21 protein-coding genes are annotated in these 22,375 nt (G+C 67.6%); 14 read left to right on the top strand and 7 right to left on the bottom strand.

Going from position 1 to position 22,375, the window contains the following annotated elements; translation table 11 throughout:
* Positions 1–33: 33 nt before the first annotated feature.
* Entirely contained in the window at positions 34–1,644 is a 1,611-nt protein-coding gene (gene mftG / locus N2K98_RS08435) for a mycofactocin dehydrogenase MftG (RefSeq protein ID WP_255865517.1), read from the bottom strand.
* A 21-nt stretch (positions 1,645–1,665) separates the two neighbouring features.
* Positions 1,666–2,283 carry a mycofactocin system transcriptional regulator gene (mftR, locus tag N2K98_RS08430; RefSeq protein ID WP_255797824.1) on the bottom strand — a complete coding sequence of 206 codons (618 nt, stop codon included), beginning with the start codon at positions 2,281–2,283 and terminating at the stop codon, positions 1,666–1,668.
* Between the two features lie 94 nt (positions 2,284–2,377).
* Between mftR and mftA the strand changes: the two genes are divergently transcribed.
* Genes mftA through mftF form a run of 12 tightly spaced genes read left to right on the top strand, consistent with a single transcriptional unit; the run spans position 2,378 to position 12,817 of the window.
* Positions 2,378–2,521, top strand: coding sequence for a mycofactocin precursor MftA (gene mftA, locus N2K98_RS08425; RefSeq protein ID WP_255865516.1), 144 nt, complete (start codon positions 2,378–2,380; stop codon positions 2,519–2,521).
* Between the two features lie 12 nt (positions 2,522–2,533).
* Entirely contained in the window at positions 2,534–2,809 is a 276-nt protein-coding gene (mftB, locus tag N2K98_RS08420) for a mycofactocin biosynthesis chaperone MftB (RefSeq protein WP_255797826.1), read from the top strand.
* On the top strand, positions 2,806–4,071 hold the full coding sequence (gene mftC / locus N2K98_RS08415) for a mycofactocin radical SAM maturase (RefSeq protein WP_255865515.1): 1,266 nt from the start codon (positions 2,806–2,808) through the stop codon (positions 4,069–4,071). The genes mftB and mftC overlap by 4 nt, the downstream gene beginning before the upstream one ends.
* Positions 4,072–4,120: 49 nt before the next feature.
* Positions 4,121–4,951 (top strand): mycofactocin-coupled SDR family oxidoreductase, encoded by an 831-nt coding sequence (locus N2K98_RS08410; protein ID WP_255865514.1) that lies wholly within the window; start codon positions 4,121–4,123, stop codon positions 4,949–4,951.
* A gap of 26 nt (positions 4,952–4,977) precedes the next feature.
* The gene (locus N2K98_RS08405) at positions 4,978–5,790 is read left to right on the top strand and encodes a mycofactocin-coupled SDR family oxidoreductase (protein ID WP_255865513.1); all 813 of its coding nucleotides are present in this window, start codon (positions 4,978–4,980) and stop codon (positions 5,788–5,790) included.
* 22 nt (positions 5,791–5,812) lie between these two features.
* A complete protein-coding gene (locus tag N2K98_RS08400; RefSeq protein ID WP_255865512.1) occupies positions 5,813–6,625 on the top strand; it encodes a mycofactocin-coupled SDR family oxidoreductase in 813 nt (270 codons plus the stop codon).
* Positions 6,626–6,662: 37 nt separating this feature from the next.
* Positions 6,663–7,502 carry a mycofactocin-coupled SDR family oxidoreductase gene (locus N2K98_RS08395; protein WP_255797831.1) on the top strand — a complete coding sequence of 280 codons (840 nt, stop codon included), beginning with the start codon at positions 6,663–6,665 and terminating at the stop codon, positions 7,500–7,502.
* A gap of 20 nt (positions 7,503–7,522) precedes the next feature.
* Positions 7,523–8,434, top strand: coding sequence for an AAA family ATPase (locus N2K98_RS08390; protein WP_255865511.1), 912 nt, complete (start codon positions 7,523–7,525; stop codon positions 8,432–8,434).
* A gap of 24 nt (positions 8,435–8,458) precedes the next feature.
* Positions 8,459–9,424, top strand: coding sequence for a vWA domain-containing protein (locus N2K98_RS08385; protein ID WP_255865510.1), 966 nt, complete (start codon positions 8,459–8,461; stop codon positions 9,422–9,424).
* Positions 9,425–9,455: 31 nt separating this feature from the next.
* Positions 9,456–10,652: a pre-mycofactocin synthase MftD gene (gene mftD / locus N2K98_RS08380; protein WP_255797834.1), complete on the top strand. Its 1,197-nt coding sequence runs from the start codon at positions 9,456–9,458 to the stop codon at positions 10,650–10,652.
* The gene (gene mftE, locus N2K98_RS08375; protein WP_255865509.1) at positions 10,653–11,399 is read left to right on the top strand and encodes a mycofactocin biosynthesis peptidyl-dipeptidase MftE; all 747 of its coding nucleotides are present in this window, start codon (positions 10,653–10,655) and stop codon (positions 11,397–11,399) included.
* Positions 11,396–12,817: a mycofactocin biosynthesis glycosyltransferase MftF gene (mftF, locus tag N2K98_RS08370; protein WP_255865508.1), complete on the top strand. Its 1,422-nt coding sequence runs from the start codon at positions 11,396–11,398 to the stop codon at positions 12,815–12,817. The genes mftE and mftF overlap by 4 nt, the downstream gene beginning before the upstream one ends.
* Here mftF and N2K98_RS08365 read toward each other — a convergent pair.
* The 3 genes from N2K98_RS08365 to N2K98_RS08355 form a co-directional block, all read right to left on the bottom strand.
* Positions 12,814–14,316 (bottom strand): MDR family MFS transporter, encoded by a 1,503-nt coding sequence (locus tag N2K98_RS08365; protein WP_407079879.1) that lies wholly within the window; start codon positions 14,314–14,316, stop codon positions 12,814–12,816. The genes mftF and N2K98_RS08365 overlap by 4 nt on opposite strands.
* A gap of 199 nt (positions 14,317–14,515) precedes the next feature.
* Positions 14,516–14,842, bottom strand: coding sequence for a hypothetical protein (locus N2K98_RS08360; RefSeq protein ID WP_255797837.1), 327 nt, complete (start codon positions 14,840–14,842; stop codon positions 14,516–14,518).
* Positions 14,843–14,853: 11 nt separating this feature from the next.
* A complete protein-coding gene (locus N2K98_RS08355) occupies positions 14,854–16,434 on the bottom strand; it encodes a Na+/H+ antiporter (protein ID WP_255797838.1) in 1,581 nt (526 codons plus the stop codon).
* A 408-nt stretch (positions 16,435–16,842) separates the two neighbouring features.
* Between N2K98_RS08355 and N2K98_RS08350 the strand changes: the two genes are divergently transcribed.
* Positions 16,843–18,003, top strand: a complete 1,161-nt coding sequence (locus tag N2K98_RS08350; RefSeq protein WP_255865507.1) for a cupin domain-containing protein — start codon at positions 16,843–16,845, stop codon at positions 18,001–18,003.
* Here the strand turns inward: N2K98_RS08350 and N2K98_RS08345 are convergent.
* Positions 17,984–19,018: an FUSC family protein gene (locus N2K98_RS08345; protein ID WP_255865506.1), complete on the bottom strand. Its 1,035-nt coding sequence runs from the start codon at positions 19,016–19,018 to the stop codon at positions 17,984–17,986. The two genes, N2K98_RS08350 and N2K98_RS08345, sit on opposite strands and share 20 nt — an antisense overlap.
* Before the next feature lie 114 nt (positions 19,019–19,132).
* Complete coding sequence (gene hrpB, locus N2K98_RS08340) at positions 19,133–21,787, bottom strand: ATP-dependent helicase HrpB (RefSeq protein ID WP_255865505.1); 2,655 nt, start codon at positions 21,785–21,787, stop codon at positions 19,133–19,135.
* Positions 21,788–21,874: 87 nt separating this feature from the next.
* On the opposite strand from hrpB, the gene N2K98_RS08335 reads away from it, so the two are divergent.
* Complete coding sequence (locus tag N2K98_RS08335; RefSeq protein ID WP_255797842.1) at positions 21,875–22,366, top strand: CarD family transcriptional regulator; 492 nt, start codon at positions 21,875–21,877, stop codon at positions 22,364–22,366.
* Positions 22,367–22,375 lie beyond the last annotated feature (9 nt).

Raw genomic sequence — 22,375 nt, 5'->3', positions numbered from 1 at the left:
GGCGCGGATCACATTAGCGGTCAATGACGGTTTTTACCGGGTGGTGGGTTGGCCCGGTGCGCGGTCCGGGCGGCCGGATGCGCCGGTGCGCAGATGGCCGGCTACCAGTTCGCCGATCAGGACAGCTGTGGCAGCCGGTCCGCGCCGCGGTGCCGTAGGCAGGATCGAGGTATCCGCCACCCGGAGTCCGTGGATACCGTGGACGCGGCCGAAAGAGTCAACAACGGAATCCGGATCGTGCCGCGGTCCCATTCTGGCCGTTCCGCTCATGTGCAGGGCCGTACCCAGGTTTGACTGCATCCACTCATCAAGGAGGTGGTCATGAGCCAAGACGGCCGGCAATGGTTCCGTGATCCGGGCGACCAGTGGCCGGAACGCGCGGGTCGAAAGGAGGGCTACGGCTGTCCGTACCGCGTAACGCATCCGCTGCCGGTCGGATTCCACGGCCAGGTAGTTGTACTCGAGCCGCGGCTGGACGTCCGGATTGGCGGACAAAATTGTGAGCCGGCCTCTGGCATGTTCCTCCTGGAGGGCAACCAGGAACTCCAGGTCCTCGCGGTGACCCGCCCGGCCCACCCGCGAGGTGCCGGCTGACAGCAGATAACTCATCGGCTTCAACATGGGCAGAATTTCCAGGTCACCCGCACCGCTCGCCTGCTGCCCGCCGGCATTGAAATTCAGGGAGCTTTCCATGATGCGTGGAACCGTGGTGTCCACCACGCCCCGCCGAGGGGTCCACCGGACCGCGACTTCCGGATGGTCGGTGAAACCGGCTCCCACGCCGGGTCTGTCGGCTGTGACAGGGATGCCTTGCGCCCGCAGGGCCGCTGCCGGCCCGATGCCTGAGAGCAGCAGCAGGTGCGCCGACTGGATGGCACCGGCGCAGAGCACTATCTCGTTGCCCTGGATTACCGATACTTTCCCGTCTGAATGCACCTCGACGCCCACTGCACGGGCGCCCTCGAAGAGGACCCGGCGGACTCTGGTCTGCCCCAGAATGGTCAGGTTCGCGGGGACACCCCTGGACACCAGATAGGTGAGCGCCGTATTCCATCGGAGGCCTCCTGCCACGTTCATGGGTACCGGCCCGACGCCGGGCTCACCGTCGGCGTTCTTATCCGGTTCCTCGGGGAACCCTAGTTCCCGGGCGGCCTGATGGAAGGCACGGGTGATGCTGTGGGACTGCGGCGGCCGCTGCACCGGCACCGGGCCCGCCGATCCGTGCCCCGGCACGGCCCCGAAGTCCTGGTCCGCTTCGAGTGCCGAATACAGCCTCGTCGCCTCGGCAAAGGACCACGCCGGCCCTCCCACTCGGGCCCACTGGTCAAAATCCTCCTTGGGTGCACGGACAAAATAGCCCCCGTTAAGTGCCGTCGATCCTCCGAGGATCCTGCCCCGGGCAATTGAATACGGCCTGCCTGGAGTGAGTTCAGCCAGGAAGGACCAGTTGTTGGGATGCCCGGGCATTGCGCCTTGCACAGTGCCCGCGTCCAGAAGCTCTGAAGGGTACCCGGCCCGGTCGCCCGGAGCCGGACCTGCCTCAATCAGCGCCACCCGGCGGTCCGGATCCTCAGCCACACGGGCAGCGAGGGGTACTCCGCTACCTCCGCCACCCACCACAACCACGTCGTAGTGCTCCGGCATGTCCACCCCCATCCGCACCGGTTATTCTTCGGTCTGCCCCTCCAGAACATCCGGAAACAGCTTCAAAGACTCCTGCAGGATCCCGGTAAGTTCCGTGTCCGTTGTTTCCAGCCACTGCTCGTACGCCGCCAGGCACAAGCCCAGGAGCGCCCAGGCGATCGCCTGGGGCTTGAGGCTGCTCTCCGGCAGATCCAGCCGCTTGCCGGCAAACCTGGCCACCACCTGCCGCCAGGCAGCGTACCTCAATGTGGAGTGTGCCAGCAGCGTAGGAACGCCCAGCAGGAGTTCCATCCGCTGCCGGTGATACGGAACCTCCTCGGGCGGCAGCCGGTTGAACTCAATGACCGCATTGCAGAGTGCGCTGGCCAGCGGCACGGTTTCCGGCAGCGAATCCAGGTACCCGTCCATCCGGGCCAGGAGCTCCTCGAAGTCTCCCCACGGCAAATCGTTCTTCGACGGAAAGTACCGGAAAAAGGTCCGCCTGCCTATCCCCGCTGCGGCAGCGATCTCATCCACGGTGACCTGGTCAAAACCCTTCCGGTCAAAGAGGACCAGCGCCGTATGGCTGAGCTCTGCCTTGGAAGTGACCGGTTTCCTGCCGGCTCGTTCCGATTTCCCCAACGCCGCTGCAGTTGCCACGAAATTACCTCTTCCCAATGGCACTCGGTGCCGTTACTCTCGCCGGCACACAGAGTATCGCCGCCGAAGCCGGATTCTGCCAGAAGGAGCACCAATGCGAGCTGCACAAGACCCGATTGCAACCCCGCTCACCGGTTCCGTCCCCGAAGGACCCGTACGCACCGGCGCGGAACCGGAAGCCACGGAGGACCTGCTGGTGGAGGAAGTCTCCATCGACGGTATGTGCGGCGTTTACTAGGACCGGCGCGGAATGCAGACGTTTGATCTCAACCTCCCCTGGCGGCTGCACCCCCAGGTCTCGGTCCGTCCGGAACCTTTCGGCGCGCTGCTGTACCACTTCGGCACCCGCCGGCTGTCCTTTCTCAAGGACACGACCCTCCTGGCGATCGTGCAGCAGCTGCGTACGGAGCCGAGTGCCGGCGCGGCCTGTGCGTCCGCCGGCGTCGACCTCGCGGACCTGCCCCGCTACCAGCGGGCCCTGGGCGCACTGGCCTCCTCAAATATGGTGATCGAGAGGACGCCATGACGGTGCTCTCCACTCCCCGGCCGGGGACCCTGGTCGATCTGTTCGAGACCGGCCTCGACGCTCCGATCTGCCTCACCTGGGAACTGACCTACGCCTGCAACCTCTCCTGCGTCCACTGTCTCTCCAGCTCCGGCCGGCGGGATCCCCGGGAACTGACCACGCTGGAGTGCAAGGCGGTGATCGACGAACTCGAAAGAATGCAGGTGTTCTATGTGAACATCGGCGGCGGGGAGCCCACGGTCCGCCCGGACTTCTGGGAGCTCGTCGACTACGCCACCGCCCACCACGTGGGGGTGAAGTTCTCGACCAACGGCGTGAAGATCACTCCCGACGTGGCAGCCCGGCTCGCGGCGAGCGATTACGTCGACGTGCAGATTTCCCTTGACGGGGCCACCGCGGACGTCAATGACGCCGTCCGCGGTCCCGGTTCGTTCGACACCGCGCTGCGCGCCATGCAGAACATGGCCGACGCAGGGTTCACCGGTTTCAAGATCTCCGTGGTCTGTACCCGGCAGAACATTCCCCAGCTGGACCCGTTCAAGGCCATTGCGGACAAGTACCAGGCCCAGCTACGCCTGACCCGGCTGCGGCCGTCCGGCCGCGGCGCCGATGTTTGGGACGACCTGCACCCTACAGCCGCGCAGCAGCGGGAGCTCTACGACTGGCTGGTGGAACACGGCGAGGACGTGCTCACCGGCGATTCCTTCTTCCACCTGTCCGCGTACGGCGGATCCCTGCCGGGGCTGAATATGTGCGGTGCCGGCCGGGTGGTCTGCCTGATCGATCCGGTGGGCGACGTTTACGCCTGTCCCTTTGCCATCCACGACGAGTTCCTGGCCGGCAGCATCCGCAATCCCGGCGGGTTCTCCGAGGTATGGCGGCACTCGGAGCTTTTTACCCGGCTGCGTTCCCCGCAGACCGGCGGGGCCTGCTCCGGCTGCCCGTTTTTCGACACGTGCCGCGGCGGGTGCATGGCGGCCAAGTTCTTCACGGGGCTGCCGCTGGACGGACCGGACCCGGAGTGCGTCCGGGGACTGGGCGAGGCAGCCCTCGAGGCGCGGGCCGGGGAAGCCCTGCCCCGCCCCGACGGAGACCATTCCCACCGCACCTCTCCCCCGCGTCCTCGGACCGGGCCCGTGCCGGTCACCATCTCCCGGCGCCGGCCCGATACCGCGCCGGTCAGTGCCTGTGCTGAAGATCCGCTCGCGGGCTTCAACCCTGCACCTGTTCCATCCGGCTGCGGCGGGAGCTGCGGCACCTAAGATCCGGGCCGCAGCCGGCGGCTCGCAAAAAAGAAAGAAGGTACACGCAATGGGGCGTGTTGAAGGCAAAGTCGCATTCATTACCGGAGCCGCCCGCGGGCAAGGACGCAGCCACGCGCTGCGGCTGGCGCAGGAAGGGGCGGACATCATCGCCGTCGACCTCTGCGACCAGGTGGGCACCGTCCACTATCCCATGGCTACTCCTGAGGACCTGGCGCAGACCGTCAAGGATGTGGAGGCGCTGGACCGCCGCATCGTGGCTCTCGAAGCCGACGTCAGGGATTACGGCGCGCTCAAGGCCGCGGTCGACGACGGCGTGGCCCAGTTGGGGCGGCTGGACATCGTCAGTGCCAACGCAGGGATTGCGGGATTCGGCGCCGTCGATGAGCTGACTGATGAGGAATGGGGGGACATGCTGGACATCAACCTGACCGGTGTCTGGCACACGGCGAAGGCCGCCATCCCCCATCTGCGCGCCGGCGGGAACGGCGGATCCATCATCCTGACCAGCTCCACCGCCGGACTGATGGGCATCGCAAACCTGGCGCACTACGTGTCTGCGAAGCACGGTGTCGTCGGGTTGATGCGCGCCCTGGCGCTCGAGCTCGCGCCGGACATGATCCGGGTCAATTCCGTGCACCCCACAAGTGTGGATACGGACATGATCCACAACAGTGCCACCTACAACCTCTTCGCACCCGATCTGGACAATCCGACGCGCGAGCAGATCGGGGAACGGTTCCAAGCCTTGAATGTGCTGCCCATCAAGTGGGTGGACGCGGTGGACATTTCCAACGCGGTCCTGTTCCTCGCTTCCGATGAGGCCCGGTACATCACGGGCGTGACCCTTCCCATCGACGCCGGATCAACCGCGAAATAACCCTTTCGAAAATCAGGAGGCATGCCATGGGGCGTGTAGAAGGAAAAGTCGCTTTTATTACCGGAGCTGCCCGGGGGCAGGGCCGCAGCCATGCAGTCCGGCTGGCACAGGAGGGCGCGGACATCATCGCCGTGGACCTCTGCGACACCCTGCCGGGGGTCGGCTACCCGTCGGCCACGGAGGAAGATCTGGCCCAGACCGTCAAGGAAGTTGAGGCACTCGACCGGCGCATCATCGCCACCAAAGCCGACGTCCGGGACCGGGCCGCCCTGCAGAAAGCCATCGACACCGGCGTCGCGGAGCTCGGCCGGCTGGACATCGTGGTGGCCAACGCCGGCATCTGCATCATGAAGCCGTGGAACGAGGTCACCCCGGAGATCTGGAACGACACCGTGGGCACCAACCTGACCGGGGTGTGGAACACGGTACAGCTGGCGGCCCCGCATCTGGTGGAAGCGGGCGGCGGCTCCATCATTCTTACCAGCTCCGCCGCGGGGCTGAAGGGACTGCCGGTCCTGACCCCCTATGTCGCAGCCAAGCACGGCGTGGTGGGAATTATGCGTGCTTTCGCCACGGAACTGGCCGAGCACAACATCCGGGTCAACACGGTGCATCCCACCGGTGTCGACACGGCGATGGCTTCCGGCGACGGGATGGCGGCCATGGGCTCAATGCTGGAAGCCCACCCCCGGGTCGGCGGCATGATGACCAACCTGCTGCCGGTGGACATTACGCAGCCGGTGGACATATCCAACGCCGTGCTTTTCCTTGCCTCGGATGAGGCCCGTTACGTGACCTCGCTCGCGATGGCCGTCGACGCCGGCAACACCCAGTACTAAAACCAATCGAAGGGAGCACGCAATGGGGCGTGTCGAAGGAAAAGTAGCGTTCATCACCGGTGCCGCCCGCGGTCAGGGCCGGAGCCACGCCATCCGGCTGGCACAGGAGGGCGCGGACATCATCGCGGTCGATCTCTGCGACTCCGTCCCGGGTGTGAAGTACCCGGCCGCCACGGAAGAGGACCTGGCGCAGACGGTCAAGGAGGTGGAGGCCCTGGACCGGCGGATCGTGGCCGCGAAAGCCGACGTCCGGGACCGGGCCGCCATGCAGCGGGTGCTCGACGCCGGCGTGGCCGAGCTGGGCAGACTGGACATCGTTGTCGCGAACGCCGGAATCATGATCATGAAGCCCTGGGATGAAACCACCCCGGACATGTGGGAGGAAACCGTCGGCATCAATCTCACCGGGGTGTGGAACACGGTACAGCTGGCGGCCCCGCATCTGGTGGAAGCGGGCGGCGGCTCCATCATTCTCACCAGCTCCGCCGCAGGGCTGAAGGGACTGCCCTTCCTGACCCCCTATGTGGCCGCCAAGCACGGCGTGGTGGGACTGATGCGGGCCTTTGCCACGGAGCTGGCCGAACACCATATCCGGGTCAATTCCATCCATCCCACTGGGGTGATGACCACCATGATCAGCGGCGAGGACATGCAGTCCTTTCCCGTCTGGCTGGAGGAGCACGCCCGGCTGGCCGCCATGTCAACCAACCTGCTGGACGTCCAGGCCGTACAGCCGGCGGATATTTCCAATGCGGTGCTGTTCCTCGCCTCCGACGAGGCCCGCTACGTGACATCCCTGGCCATGACCGTGGATGCAGGGGTTACCCAGTACTAAACCGACCGGCAACACACTCCCAGAAAAGGAAAGCACCATGGGAAACCTAGAAGGAAAAGTAGCGTTTATCACCGGTGCGGCCCGCGGCCAGGGACGGGCACACGCGCTGCGTCTGGCCCGGGAGGGGGCGGACATCATCGCCGTCGATCTCTGCGGACCGGTGGACACCGTGACGGACTTCTATCCCCCGGCAACCCCGGAGGATCTCAAGGAAACAACGCAGCAGGTCGAAGCCCTGGACCGACGCATTGTTGCGGTGGAGGCCGACGTCCGCGACATTGAGGCGCTCACTGCGGCCGTGAACGAGGGGGTGGCGCAGCTGGGCAGGCTGGACATCGTGGTGGCCAACGCCGGGATCTTCACCTTCGGTTCTGCCACGCACAAGGTTGACGAGCAGTCCTGGCAGGACCTGATGGACATCAACGTCACCGGTGTCTGGCATACCTATAAGGCGGCCGCCGAGCACCTGATCGCGTCCGGCCCCGGCGGCTCAGTGGTCATCATTTCCTCGCTGGCCGGGTTCAAGGGGCTGGCAAACGTCGCGGCGTACACCACCACCAAGCATGCAGTTGTGGGCCTGATGAAGGTGCTTGCCAACGAGCTCGGCCCGTTCGGGATCCGGGTCAACACCATCCATCCGAACTCCGTGGACACCCCGATGGTGAAGAACCGGAAGACCTATCAGTTGTTCCGGCCCGAACTGGACGATCCGCAGGCCGAGGACGCCGAAGCGGCGTTCGCGGGCACCAATCCCATGGGCAAGGCGTGGATCGAGCCCGAGCATGTGTCCAACGCCGTGGCATGGCTGGCCTCCGACCAGTCCTACTACGTTTCCGGCGGCCAGATCCCGGTCGACGCCGGCGGCGCCGTTCACTGACCGGCCGGGAAAGGAACCCTGTGCAGACCACGGATATCGGGGCCACCCGGGACCGCATCGCCGCGCACCTCGTCGGCCGCGAGCGTGAGCTGGAACTTACGCTCGCGGCCGTCGCCGCCGGCCGCGACATTGTCCTGGAGGGCCCTCCGGGCACCAGCAAAACCACCATGCTCAAGGCCATCACTGCCGAATGGGGCATTCCGCTGCTCTTCGTCGAGGGGAACGCGGATCTGACCCCGTCCAAACTCGTAGGACACCACAACCCGGCACGGGTACTGCGCGAGGACTACAGTGCGGACAACTTCGTTGCCGGTCCCCTGGTGGAAGCAATGCAGACCGGCGGATTCCTTTACATCGAAGAATTCAACCGGGCTCCGGAGGACACGCTCAACACGCTGCTGGCTGCCATGGCGGACCGTTCCATCGCGGTCCCGCGTGTCGGCAACATCCCGGCCCAGGACACATTCCGGGTGATCGCGTCCATGAATCCCTACGACAACCAGGGCACCACCCGGCTTTCCACTTCCGTGCATGACCGTTTGAACCGGCTCGCCGTCGGCTATCAGGACGACGACGCCGAGCGCGGCATCGTGGCACTGCGCACCAGCGCGCCGGGGGTACTCGGAGAAGCCCTCATCGCCGACGCCGTGGCACTGACGCGCGCCACCCGGAACCATCCGGATATCCGCCAGGGCTCCAGCGTCCGCGGCGCCATTGACTGCGTCCTGGTGTCCGGCCAGCTCGCCGGACTCCGCAGGATCTCCGATCCGGGTGGCGCCGGCTACCGCGAGTTGGTCTATGACGCGATGGCGGTTTCCCTCTCGGGACGGATCCACCTGGACGAAGCGGCCGAGACGACTCCTGAACGGGTGCTGCGGGAGATCTGGGAAGACCACTTCATCCTTAATCCTGCCGCGGCGGCACCGGGTTGAAGAGAGGTTTCCGCCGATTCGCCGGTGTCGCGACGCACCGGGCGCAGGCCGGACCGGCGCCCGCCGCTGCGCCGCGCCCCGAAACAGCTGACCGAGGATCCCTCCGTGTTTGAGCCGGTGCCCGGCGGTGGGCCGGGCGCGGTGATCCAGCCTGCCGGAGCACGCCGCCGCAGTCCGGGCGGCGCGGCCCCTCCCGGGGTATCCCGCCCGGGATTCACCGATGATGCCGCTGCATCGGCCGCTGCCGAGGTAACCCCGGTGCCTGTGGACCCGGCGGTCCGCGCACGGGTGCGGCATATCGCCGCCCTGCTGTCCGTGCCCCGACCGCGGGCGGACGCGGTGCCGCGCCGCGGCAGCGGATCGCTCGCCAGTCTGCCCTACCGGGGCGGCAGCGATGACATCGATCTGGACCGGACACTGGAAGTGCTGGCCGAACGGCCGGTCCCCGAAGATGAAGACATCGTGGTCCGGGACCGGGTGCGCACCCGCCGGTCCGTGGTGCTCGCGGTGGACGTTTCGGGGTCGATGAAGGGCGAACGCCTGCAGACGGCCGCCGCCACTGTGGGGGCGTTGGCCGCCGAACTGCACCGCGACGCGCTGGCAGTTATTGCCTTCTGGTCCGATGCCGCCCTGCTGCTGCCGCTGGGCTCCGAGCTGAAGCCGATGGAGCTGTTGGACACGCTGCTGCGCATCCCGGCCCGGGGGCTCACCAACATCAGCTTTCCGCTGGAGCTCGCCCATCGTGAACTGCTGCGGATCCCGGTCAGGGACGCGAGGGTGCTGCTGCTCTCGGACTGCGTCCACAACGCCGGCCCGGATCCCCGGATTGCCGCTGCACGCCTGCCTCGGCTGGACGTCCTGATCGACACCAGTGCCGAAACCGACGTCGAACTGGGCCGTGAGCTCGCCCGGGAAGGACGCGGTACCGCCCGAACCATCCATACCTACCGGGACGTTGCACCTGCCGTAAGCGCAGTGTTCGCGACCTGAAGATCCAGTCTCAACCATGAAAGGCAGTGCCATGTTCACCAATCCCTGGTTCGAAACCGTTGCCGAGGCCCAGCGCCGTGCTAAGAGAAACCTGCCGAAGTCCGTCTACGGAGCCCTGGTCGCCGGGTCGGAGCGCGGCGTCACCGTGGAGGACAACATTGCCGCGTTTTCGGAGCTGGGCTTCGCCCCGCACGTGGTCGGACAGTCCGCAAAGCGCGACCTGACCACCACGGTCATGGGGCAGCAAATCGCGCTGCCGGTGATCATCTCCCCCACCGGAGTGCAGGCCGTGCACCCCGAGGGCGAGGTAGCAGTGGCACGTGCGGCAGCAAACCGCGGCACCGTGATGAGCCTGAGTTCGTTCGCCAGTAAACCCGTGGAACAGGTAGGAGCGGCTGCTCCCCAGCTGTTCTTCCAGATGTACTGGAGCGGAACGCGGGAGGCGATGGTCCAGCGGATGGAGCGTGCCCGGGCCGCCGGTGCCACGGGACTGATCTCCACTCTGGACTGGTCCTTCTCCAACGGCCGGGACTGGGGCAGCCCGGTGATCCCGGAAAAGATGACGCTGAAGGCCATGACCCGACTGGCTCCGGAAGTCATTCCGCATCCCCGCTGGCTGCTGGCTTTTGCCCGGTCCGGCCGGGTACCGGACCTGACGGTGCCGAACCTGGTCCCGCCGGGAGGTGAAGCCCCCACCTTCTTCGGGGCGTACGGCGAGTGGATGCAGACCCCGCCGCCTACCTGGGAGGACGTGGCCTGGCTGCGCGAGACGTGGGGAGGGCCGTTTATGCTCAAGGGCGTCACACGCGTGGATGATGCCCGCCGGGCGGTCGACGCCGGCGTCACCGCACTGTCTGTCTCCAACCACGGCGGCAACAACCTCGACGGCACCCCGGCCACCATCCGGCTCCTCCCCGCCGTCGCCCAGGCCGTCGGCGGCCAGGTTGAGGTGCTGCTCGACGGGGGTATCCGGCGCGGCAGCGACGTGGCCAAGGCGTTGGCCCTGGGTGCCCGGGCCGTGATGATCGGCCGGGCCTACCTCTGGGGCCTGGCCGCGAACGGCCAGGCAGGGGTGGAGAACGTCCTGGACATTCTCCAGGGCGGCTTGGACTCCGCCCTGCGGGGGCTGGGGAAGACCTCCATCCATGAACTGCGTCCCGAGGACCTGGTCATTCCGCCCGGGTTCACCAGGTCAGTGGGAGACCCGCCCAAGGACAGGGAAAGCTGAGTGGCACCGTCCACGCCCTTGCCGCCGACGTCGTGGAGCCTGGCTGCACGGACCTGGCCGGAGGTCCGCAAGGGGGCCACGGTCCTGGTGCCCACCGGCTCCACCGAACAGCACGGCCCGCACCTGCCGCTGGACACGGATACCGTGATTGCGGCGGCGGTCGCGGCGGAGGCTGCCGCGATGACCCGGCGGGCCGACGTCGTCGTCGCCCCGGCGCTGGCCTATGGTGCCAGCGGGGAGCATCAGGACTTTCCCGGCACGGTGTCGCTGGGACATGAGGCACTGAACCTGATGCTGGTGGAGCTGGTCCGCTCGCTTTCGACCTGGGCGCGCCGGATTGTCTTCGTCAACGCACACGGAGGAAACGCTGCGGGACTGGTCCGGGCGGTGGGGCAGCTGCTTGCCGAGAACCACTCGGTCGGATGGGTGCCCTGTACCTTCGGACCCGGGGATGCCCATGCGGGCCGGACGGAAACGTCGCTGATGCTGTATTTATCGCCCGGGAACGTCCGCCTGGACCGGGCAGTCTGCGGCAACATACGCCCGCTTCCCGAGCTGATGCCGGTGCTGCGGTCCCGCGGCGTGAAGGCTGTCTCCCCGCTCGGCGTCCTGGGCGACCCGGCCGGGGCCTCCGCGGCGGAAGGGCAGGAGCTCCTCGCGGGCGCCGCCGGGGCCGTGGCCGCCCGCCTGTCCGGCGCTCCGGATCGCTACGGGTGTCTCCAGCCTCTGCCGGCGGCAGTTCCGTGACCGGCCTTCCCATCGGCTTCGGCATCCGGCTCTCCGACAGCGTCCGGGTGGGCGGCAGGGCGCAGGTGCTCACCGGCGGTTCTCCCCTGCGCGTACTGTTCCCAGGCGCGGCGGCACGGGATCTGCTCGCAACAGGCGGCTTCTCGGTCAGCGACGGCCCTTCCGCAGAGCTGGCGGAGAAACTGCTTGCCTTCGGGATGGCCGACCCCGCGGCCGCCAGCCTTGCGGCACCGGCCGACAAGGCAGTGACGTTCGTGGTGCCCGTGCGGGACCGCCCGGACCACCTGCGCCGGCTGCTGCAGAGTATCGGTCCGGGACAGCGCGTGGTGGTGGTGGATGACGCTTCCCTGTCCCCGCAGCCGATCGCCGACGCCGCGTCCGCCTACGCTGCCGAGTATGTTCCCCTGGCGGTGAACGCGGGGCCCGCGGCTGCCCGCAATGCCGGGCTGGCACGGGTCCGGACACCCTACGTGGCGTTTGTGGATTCCGACATGGTGCTGGATCCCGGGACCGTTCCTGCACTGCTGCGGCATTTCGCCGATCCCGGCGTAGCGCTTGTTGCGCCGCGGATCCTGGGCTGGAATCCGGGCAATGACGCCGGGTGGATCTGCCGTTATGAGGATTCCCGGTCCTCCCTCGATCTGGGCAGGCGCCCGGCACTGGTGCATCCACGCGGGACGGTGTCATGGCTCCCCGCGGCGTGTCTGGTGGGACGCGTGGAGGCGCTTGGAGGCGGATTCAGCGCCGAACTGCGGGTCGCGGAAGACGTGGATCTGGTCTGGAACCTGGTCCGTGAGGGCAAGCGCGTGCGTTACGACGCGTCGGTGGCTGCCCGGCACGAGCACCGGCGGGAGCTTGTACCGTGGCTTGCACGCAAGATGTTCTACGGGACCGGGGCGCACGAGCTTTCCCGGCGGCACGGCAGCAACGTGGCCCCTGCGGTGCTGGCACCGTGGAGCGTCGCGTTCCTTCTCGCCCTTTTGGCCCAGCGCCGCTGGTCACTGCCGGTGGCCGCCGCTCTGGCGGCGGCCACCGCCCTGCGACTGGCCCGACGCCTCCGGCGCAGTCCAAAGCCCCTGCGGCTGGCATCAGTCCTCGTGGGACAGGGCGTCCTGGCTGCACTGGGGCAGGGATCAGCGCTGCTGCTGCGGCACTGGTGGCCGCTGACGGCCGTGGGCTGCCTGTTTTCCGGTCGCCTGCGCCGGGCAGCGCTTCTCGCCGGAATGGTGGACGCTGCCGTGGAGTACCGGCGCACCGGGGCCGAGCTGGATCCCGTCCGGTTCGCTGTGGCCCGCCGCCTGGATGATCTGGCCTACGGCGCCGGAGTGTGGTTGGGGGCGGTCCGGGGACACTCGGCGGGAGCGCTGCTGCCGGAAATCACCGGCCTCCGTACTACCCGACGGCGCCGACGGCCTTAGTGGATAGCCACACCCTCGGGCAGTTCGTTGGTGGGCCGGCGGACCAGGAACGACGCCGCGACGGCCACCAACGAAACAACGGCTCCCCAGAAGAACGCCGTGTGCACGCCCGAGGCCGCAGCGGAGACCGGTGACGCGCCGTCGGCCAGGGCCGCCGTCGTGCCCGTGGTCATCAGGGTGATGAAGACGGCCGTTCCCGCTGCACCGGCAAGCTGCTGCAGCGTGTTGATGATGGCGCTGCCGTGGGAGTACAGGGACTTGTCCAGCGAACCCAGGGCCGAGGTGAACAGCGGAGTGAAGATGAACCCCAGCCCGGCGTTCAGGAAGCAGTGCAGCAGGATCACGAGGCCCACGGGGGTTTCTTCCGTCAGCAGGGTCATCCCCCACAGGGCACCGCTGAGCACCAGGGCGCCCGGAACCACCAGCGGTCGCGGACCGAAACGGTCAAACAGGTTGCCGACAATCGGCGAGAGAACGGCCATCACGGCGCCGCCGGGGAGCAGCAGCAGGCCGGTGCGAAGCGTGTCCAGGCCCAGGACGTTCTGCAGGTACAGGGGCAGCACGATCAGGCAGCCGAACAGCGCCATCATGGACACGAGGACCATGATGATCGCCACCACGAAGGGCTTGCTGGTGAAGGTGCGCAGGTCCATCAGGGCGCGGTCGGTACGCTGGAGGACCAGCTGGCGCAGCACAAAGCCGGCCATGGCCAGGACGCCGACGGTCAGCGGGATCCACAGCGGCATCAGTTCCTTGCCCTGAGCGGCCTCGCCGATGCTGCTGAGGCCGAAGATGAGCCCGCCGAACGCGAAGGTGGACAACACGATCGACAGCACGTCGAACGGCAGGCGCTTGGTTTCAGTAAGATTCTGGATCTTCAACGCGCCAAGGCCCAGCGACAGCAGGGCAATGGGCAGGACCAGCCAGAACATCCAGCGCCAGTCGAGCGCGTTGAGGATGATGCCGGAGACCGTCGGGCCGATGGCGGGTGCAACTGCGATGACGATGGAAATGGTGCCCATCATCTGTCCGCGCTTATGGGCCGGAACAGCGTTCAGGACGGTGGTCATCAGCAGCGGCAGCATGATGGCGGTGCCGCCGGCCTGGATGATCCGGCCGCCCAGCAGGGTGCCGAACCCGGGGGCCAGGGCTGCCAGCAGCGTCCCGGCGCTGAAGAGGGACATGGCGGTCAGGAACAGGCCGCGCATGGAAAAACGCTGCAGCAGGAAGCCGGTGGCCGGAATGACCACGGCCATCGTCAGCATAAAGCCCGTGGTCAGCCACTGGGCGGTTCCGGCAGTGATGTCCAGGTCAGCCATGAGCCGGGGCAGGGCCACGCTCATGATTGTTTCGTTCAGGATGACCACGAACGAGGAGACCAGCAGCAGGCCGATCACGGTCTTGGTGCGGGGATCCAGGGTGGACGGAGCCCGCGTCGTTGCCGCGTGCCCGGAGGTTCCGGCAGGAGGCACGGGTTTTGCGGAGGGATCGATACTCAAAGAGGGAGGGTCCTATTCATGATGCGGATGCGCCGCATGCGTTCGGCGCGCGGAAACGGACGGCACGTCAGCGGGCCCGGCCTGCCATCCTATGCGGCGGCAGCTGCCTGTCCCGACGCCGGTACCCGTCCGCCCGGCGTGTTCCGCCGGATATTCGCCCAGCGCTGAACCGGGCACCCGGGCCGGAGGCCGGAAGCGGCTAGAACCCGGTGACCAGCAGTCCGAAGCCGAGCACAAACAGCACCACCATCCAGCACCCGCCCACTATCGCGGCTGCTGCCGTGAGTACCAGCACCACCCAGCTGCGCTGGAACCGGTTGCGGATCCACTCGAAGACCAACGGCGCGGAGAGCAGCAGCATTACCGCCGAGGCCAGGATCAGGGCCAGCAGCACTATCGCCTGGACGGTTTCGGGAAAGACCCAGAGCTGCAGCACGACGACGGTGACGGCCAGCACCGCGGCCGCAGCCGACTGCACCAGCCAGGCAACGCCGAGATGCGGCCACGATTCCACGTTCTTGCTCATGTACGGGAAGTCTAGTGGCGTTCCGGACGGTCCATGGTGACGGTGCGCAGATCCAGGCGGCGCAGTACACGGTCCACGGCCTCCGGATCCATGCCGCGCTGCCGGCGGGCCTCGAGTACTTCCCGGCGTGCGGCGTCCATGGCTTCACGCTGGACCACGTCCATGATCTCCAGGGTGGCCTTTCGGTCCAGCATCTTCTGCGATTCATCCTCTTCGTCGCTCTCCAGCATGGAATGCAGCGAGGCCATCCGCTTGGCCAGTGCGGCGCGGCGGTCCGGCGGCAGCTGCTGGATCGCCGCAGAGCGCTTCATGGTCTCGACGGCGACCCGTTCGGCCCGGAGCGCGAGCTCGCGTTCCATCCGGTCCGCCTCCTTGTGGTCGTTAGGCAGCTTCAGGGCACGCATCAGCCAAGGCAGGGTCAATCCCGGCAGCACCAGGGTCACCACCAGGACGGCGCACGCGCAGGCCACAACGAAGTTGCGTCCGGGCAGCGGGTCGCCGGCAAGCGTGGTGCCCGGCAGGGCGAGGGCAAGAGCCAGGGTTGCCAGACCGCGCATCCCGCACCAGGAAAGGACCAGGACCTCTTTCAGCGAACCCGGGACATGGTTCTTTTCGGTCCCGCCCATCCGGTAGATCGCCATCATCCACAGGAACCGGACAATGAGCACGGCTGCGCACACTGCCACGATCCCGGGGATGAAACTCAGCAGCTGGGCTCCCTCGTCCTCGATGATGTACCGCATCTCGATTCCCACCAGGCCAAACGCCGCACCGGTGGTCAGCAGTTCCACCACATCCCAGAAAGCGGTGCGGGTCAGCCGCTCCTCCGAGTCCTGGGGGCGGGCGCGCCGGCCGAGTTCCAATGCGGTGACGACGACGGCGACCACTCCGGAGAAGTGCACTTCTTCGGCGAGCAGGTAAACGGCGAAGGGCGCAACCAGGGTGGATGCCGAACGTGCCACCAGGTTCGGTACGAACCGGTTCAGGCTGCCGACGATCCACGCCATCGCCAGGCCCAGCACCACGGCGCCGGCTGCGGCAATAAGGAATTCCGGCACAACCTCCCAGCCCACGTGCCCGCCGCTGGTGCTCGCCGCGACGGCTGCCTGGAAGATGACAATGGCGATGGCGTCGTTGAAGAGGCCCTCGGTCTGCAGCACCGTGATGAGCCGCCGCGGCATCCGGACCTTACCGGCAACCGCTTCCACGGCCACCGGATCGGGCGGAGCAACGATGGCTCCGAGTGCAATCGCGGCCGGCAGCCCGAGCGCCGGCACCATAATCCAGGACACACCGGCCACCACGGCCACAGTGACTGCCACCAATGCCACCGCCAGCAGCACCAGGGAGCGCCACCGCAGCCGGAAAACGGACCAGGAGCTGCGCTGCGCGGCCGCAAAGAGCAGCGGCGGAAGGAACAGCGGGAGGATCAGTTCAGGGTTGATGTGCACTTCGGGGATGATCGGCAGGAACGCGATCAGGGCCGATGAGATCAGCATCAGTACGGGGTACGGCAGCCGGATGCGTTCACCGATCCCTGCGGCCAGCACGGTTCCGAAAAGCAGCCCGACCAGGAGTATCAGGAAATCCACCGGCTCAGCCGTCCACTCGGAAGGTGCCTCGGACCGACCGCGCCGCGTATTCCATCCCCGCACCTGCTTCTTTCGGATTTGTAAGTATTTCGTTAATTATTGCATCGAGTGCATCTAACCACGGAGAGGTTTCCACTGTGTGTCCGGCGGCATGGCGCAGGAGGGTGGGTGGAGTAGTAGGTCATACGGGCCGGTAACTGAGATCACGGAAAACCGGGAGCCCGGGAACCTCCGCACGGCGTCGGAAACCCGGTAAACTTGAACGGAAATCTTTCCGTGTGTCCAAGGAAGCCGTCCTGGTGTCCATGAGCGACATCGGGCAAGGTCCCGGTGAATTGAGTTGAAGGTAGCCTGCTCCCGCCTTGTTGTATTGACCCCGCCTGCCATCCGTAAGGAGGCGTTGCACTCGTGACTGCCGTCTACGGTCTGGTAAGGGAAACCCGCAACCCCGCAGCTGCAATGAATGCACTGAGGGACAAGGCCGCCGGGCAGCCCGGCCAGGGCAGCCGGGAAAATTCTCCTTCCGCCACAGGTGCCGTCATTACCTGGGATCCCGATGACCTCCCCGGTGCCCTCAATCGGCTTCTTACGGCCCACCCCCGCCATTTCTCCAATCCGGAGGAAGTACCGGCTCGCCCTATCCCTTTCCGGATGCACCTCCTGGACGCGGATGTGCCCAAGCCGATCCAGCTGCACCCGCGGCCGGACCAGGCGTTGGCCGGTTATGTCCGTGAACAGACCCGCGGGGTCCCCTTGAACGCCGGAAACCGGAACTATAAGGACAGGTACGCCAAGTTTGAAGTAGCGGTAGCGCTCACTCCCCTTCGCGTGCTGTCAGGAGAGCGCAGCAGGGAAGAACTGCGTGCCATTGCCGACGGAGTGGACCTTCCATGGCTTCGCGCCTTATTGACGTTCCGGCATGAGATGCCGGTGCACGCCCTCCTCCGCATGGAGCCTTCCGAGACTGCGCGTGCACTCAGGGAAACCAGGGCCGCCATGGCCGGAGTGGCGGAAACGGACGGTCCCGCCGCAGACGCTGCTGCCGTTTTCCGCCGGCTTGAGCCGCTTTTCCCGGGCGACCGCGGGATTCTCATAGCCATCTGCATGAACCTCCTCAAGCTGGAGCCCGGACAGGCCATGGTTACGCCCGCGGGTTGCCTCCACTCTTATCTTTCCGGGCAGGCGCTGGTGGTTATGGGCCTGTCCGACAATGCCCTGAAGGCCGGGTTAACCACGGACTACGTGGACGTTGCCGAGCTGCAGCAGGTCCTGGACAACGGCCAGCCCGGCCCGGCACCTCTTGAGGTGGAGCGTATTGATGAGTGCCAGGAACATATTCCGCTCTGGAGCGAAGATCTCGACCTGCGCCGGACCGTGATCCACGGCGGCACCGCATCCATCCCGCTGGAACGGTTCACCGTTGTGCTCGCCGCACTGGGAGAAGCGATGGTTTCGGTGGGCGACGTGAGCACCTACTTGGAACAGGGTGCCAGCATGCTCTATCTGGGTGACCCGACGACGGCCGACGTCGAGGGCTCGGCACAGCTCTTCAGCGCGTCGAGGGAGTAGCAGCCGTCGAGCCCCTGCGGGTGGTGGCGGCAATGACCGCCACGGCCACGAGCGCCCCGATGGTCGTTTGGACGGCCCGGTCCAAGGTCACCGCCAGCACCGGCTGGCTAGTGACAAACCCCGTCATCAGCAGGGCCACCGGCGTCAGGAACACCATGGCCAGGCCGTAGTGCCGCACCACGTAGATTTCCCCGCATAACTGCAGCATGGCCAACAGCACCGCCAGCTCGACCGGCGACCACTGGACCTGGAGCAGCACTGCAGAGACCAGCACACCGGCGTAGGTGCCCAGGATGAAGTGCACGGCGCGGATCGCTCCCCCGGCTGCATCCACCGCCGCGATCGGAGCACAGGCGGCGAGCATCGCCCAGTATCCGTGCCCCAGTCCAAGCCCGGCCGAGACCGATCCGGCGGCGGCCACGGCAACGGCGTAGCGGCCCGAGTGACGCAGGATCCGCCCCCACGACGGCGGCCGGTACGGCGGCAGCGGGCGCGGAGTATGCCGGCGCGCGTGCAGCCGGCCGGCAAAACCCAGCACTACGGCGAGCAGTACGCTGCCCGTCACGGTCAGCGCCGCTTCCCACAACCGGCCCGGGAACGGCGCCGCGGACGTGGCGGTGAACGCGAAGATGTAGGTAAACGGACCAGCGGGCCGGACCCTGAGATAACTGGCCGCCACCGCAATGAGGCCGGCAATTAGGGTTCCTGCGCCCACGACAGTCCAGGAATCCGCGCCGGAAAGGGACAGGAACACGCCGGCCACCACGGTCAGGACCATCAGCAGGCCCGACAGGGACTGGTGCTGCAGGCGCCGCCAGTGCAGTTCCGCACGGCCGAAAATACCGGTCAGCGAACCGAAGATGGCGCACATCGTGAGATCGGTCCGTCCCAGCAGGATCAGGACCAGCAGCGGCAGGAACACCCCGAGCGCCACGCGGACGGCAGGCACCCGGTGCCCGCGCCCCGGAGGCACGGTGAGGAAGCTGCTGAGATGCTGCTGCACGGGGAACTGCACGGGGAACAAAGAACCTTTCACTGCGGCCGGAGGCACATGAGCCGCAGTTCAAGCCTAAAACCCTGGGACGACGGCGCCCGGCAGCTTCCCGTGTGACGGTCCTCGCACCCGCTGTTACATCCGGGCTTTTGTCCTTGCAGTGGCCTTGGCAGACCAGGGGTCCTCAGGCCACGGGTGCCTGGGGTACCGGCCGCGCATCTCGGACCGGACCTGTGCATAGGGGCCGGACCAGAAGGACGCGAGGTCGTCGGTGACGGCAAGAGGCCTGCCCGCCGGGGACAGCAGGTGGAAGAGCACCGGGACGCGTCCCTCCACAAGCCGCGGGGTTTCGGACCATCCGAAGCACTCCTGGAGCTTGACCGCCACCACGGGCCGGCCGTCGTCGTGCTCCGGATCCGGGTAGTCGATCCGGACCCGTGAACCGCTGGGCACCTGGAGCCGTTCCGGTACGAGGTCGCCCAGCCGGGAAGCGTCCGGCCAGGGCAGCAGCCGCCGGAGCGCATCGGTGAGGTCGATGCTGTTGGCGGATGCCCCGCGGGCCAGTGCGTCCAGTTCGGGGCCGAGCCAGTCCTGGAGCCGGTCCAGCAGCGCCGGCTCGCTGACGTCCGGCCACGGCTCCCCCAGCTCACGGTGGAGCAGGGCCAGGCGCCGGCGCAGTGCGTCGGCTGCCGCGGAGAAACCTATCAGGTCCAGCCCCTGTACCGTCAGGGCGCGGGCGACGGCGGCGCGTCCCTCTTCGGCGGACGGGCGTACCGGGGTGGAGCCCAGCAGGATCGCGCCGAGCCTGCGTTCCCGGCGCGCGGTGACCCGGCCACCGGCGAACTCCGCTTCCACGGTGTCCGTGACGAGGTGTTCGGCGGCTGCTTCGGCGGTGTCCAGGGTCAGCGGTGCTGCGGACCGGATCACCGCACCGGTGCCCGCGGCGTCGCGCCCCTCGGCCCGGGCAACATCGGCGACGGCCAGCCAGTCCTGTCCCGTGAGGGAGCTGCCCGCAGGCAACCCGGCACGGGTTCCGGAGGCGAGCAGGTAACGCTCCGAGCCCGCGCCGGGAACGCGCCGCGCAATCCGGTCCGGGAAGGCCAGGGCAATCACGTAGCCCGGCGCTTCGACGCCCGCGATCTCCCGTGCGCCCGGGGCTCCCCTTTCGGCAGGGCCGGCAGACTTTTCCCGGCGGGCCAGCTGGTCCAGCCGCCTTACGTCTTCGGACCACCGGCGGTCACCGGGCTCGCGTCCGGCCCGCATGCCGGCCAGCAAGCGGGGAAGGTCCGCTCCGGGTGCACGGTTGTCCCCCGAAAGCAGGGCAACAACCTCGGCCGCGGTCCGGGCACCCACCGCACCGGCGCCGTCGAGCAGCGCCCGTGCGAGCCGGGGATCGGCGGGCACGCGCGCGAGTGTTTTGCCCCGGGCCGTGGCCAGCCCCTCGGCGTCCACGGCACCGATCCCGCGGAGCACCTGGACGGCGTCGCGCATGGCGGCCGGCGGCGGTGCGTCGGGAAGGGACAGGGCCTCGCCTCCGGGAGCACCCCAGCACGCCAGCACCAGGGCCGCGGACGTGAGGTCCGCGACGGCGATTTCCGGGGTCTGGTGTGCGGGCGCGGCTCCGTAAGCCTTGTCGTCATAGCAGCGCACCACTGTACCCGGCCCCAGCCGGGCGGCGCGGCCGGCCCGCTGCTCCGCGGAGGCACGGGAACAGGAGACGGTGACGAGGCCGGACATCCCGCGCATCGCATCCCGGCGCGGTTCGCGGGCGAGCCCCGAGTCAACCACCAGCCGGACGCCGGGAACGGTCAGCGAGGATTCAGCCAGCGACGTGGACACAATGATCCGGGCCGGCTCGCCCGGGGCGCGGCCGGAAACGGCCCGGTCCTGCTCCGCCGGACTGATCTGCCCATGCAGTTCCAAGACCTCTGTTCCCGCCGGGACCCGCGACCGCAGCCGGCTGGCCACCGTGGACACCTCGCGTGCGCCGGGCACAAACACCAAGGCATCGATGTCCGGGTCCAGGGCCACGGCACGGGAGTGGGCCTGCAGTGCGGTGTCGGCCACATGGTCCAGGAATCCGCGTGTCACGCCGCGTTCATCGAAGCGGGGAACCGGCGCGGGAGCCCAGACCGTCCGGAGCGGGTGCAGCGCTGCCGGGCAGCCGACCACGGGTGCCGGCCCGGCGCCGTCGGGCGAACCGATCAGCGCAGCGAACCGCGGCGCGTCCAGGGTTGCGGACATAGCCACGAGGGTCAGGTCCTCGCGCAGCTGGCGGACCTCGGTGAGCATGCCGAGCAGCAGGTCCGTTTCCAGCCCGCGTTCGTGGACCTCATCCAGGATGACCGCGGCTGTTCCTTCCATGCCGGGGTCGGCCAGCAGGCGGCGCAGCAGGATGCCCGGCGTCACGAATTCCACCAGCGTGGACGGGCCCGTGCGGCTCTCGCCCCGGACCGTGTAGCCAACCCGACCGCCGAGGGCGGTGCCGTCCAGCGCTGCCAGCCGACGGGCTGCCGAGCGGACGGCCACGCGGCGGGGCTGGGTGACCACAACCCGGGGCTGGGTCCCGCCGCGAGCCAGAACGTTCGCGACGAGCGGCGGCACCAGGGTTGTCTTGCCGGTTCCCGGGGGTGCCTGGACGACGGCGGTGCCGGCTCCGTGGATTTCACCGGAACCGCCGCCGAGCACCGCCGCGAGCTGCGGGACCGACTCGGCAAAAACCAATCCCCCGCCGATGGCCGCAATGTTGAAGGGCGGGTCGGTTGGACGCGGGGAGGCCGGAGAAGTCACTCCTACATTCTGCCTCGTTCGGGAAGCGGTAAAATGTAAAGAGTCTCATCACTCGCCCCTGCCCTTCCTCTTCCTTGGAGGTAGCAGTTGCCATTTTCCAAAGGCCAGATCCTGGTCCATCCCCATCACGGCCCCGCCGTTGTCAGCTCCTTCCAAACGCATCCGCGCATGCAGAAGGACTGCATTGTCCTGGAGGTCCAGTCCTCCCACCTGATGGTCTGGGTGCCCGTTGACCAAGTGGACCACGTCGGCCTCCGTCCGGTCCTGGACCGGGCTGGACTCGACGCACTGTTTGGCGTCCTTCGCGCCCCCGCCGATAACGAAGACCCCCAGTGGTCGCGCCGGTACAAGGACAACACGGAGAAGATTGCCACCGGTGATCCGATGGTGATTGCCGCCGTGGTCCGCAACCTCATGCTGCGCGAGGCGGACCGCGGCCTCTCGCAGGCCGAACGGGAAATGCTCCGGCATGCCCGGCGGCCGCTGCTGACGGAGATTTCCCTCTCGCTCGGGCTCTCTGAAGGAGAAGCCGGGGAGAAACTGGACGCTGTGTGGCGTCCGTCCACCGCCGTCGCCTAGGCGTACAGG

The sequence above is a fragment of the Arthrobacter jinronghuae genome, assembly GCF_025244825.1.
Lineage (GTDB): Bacteria > Actinomycetota > Actinomycetes > Actinomycetales > Micrococcaceae > Arthrobacter_B > Arthrobacter_B jinronghuae.
This window is presented reverse-complemented; position numbering and strand designations above follow the sequence as displayed.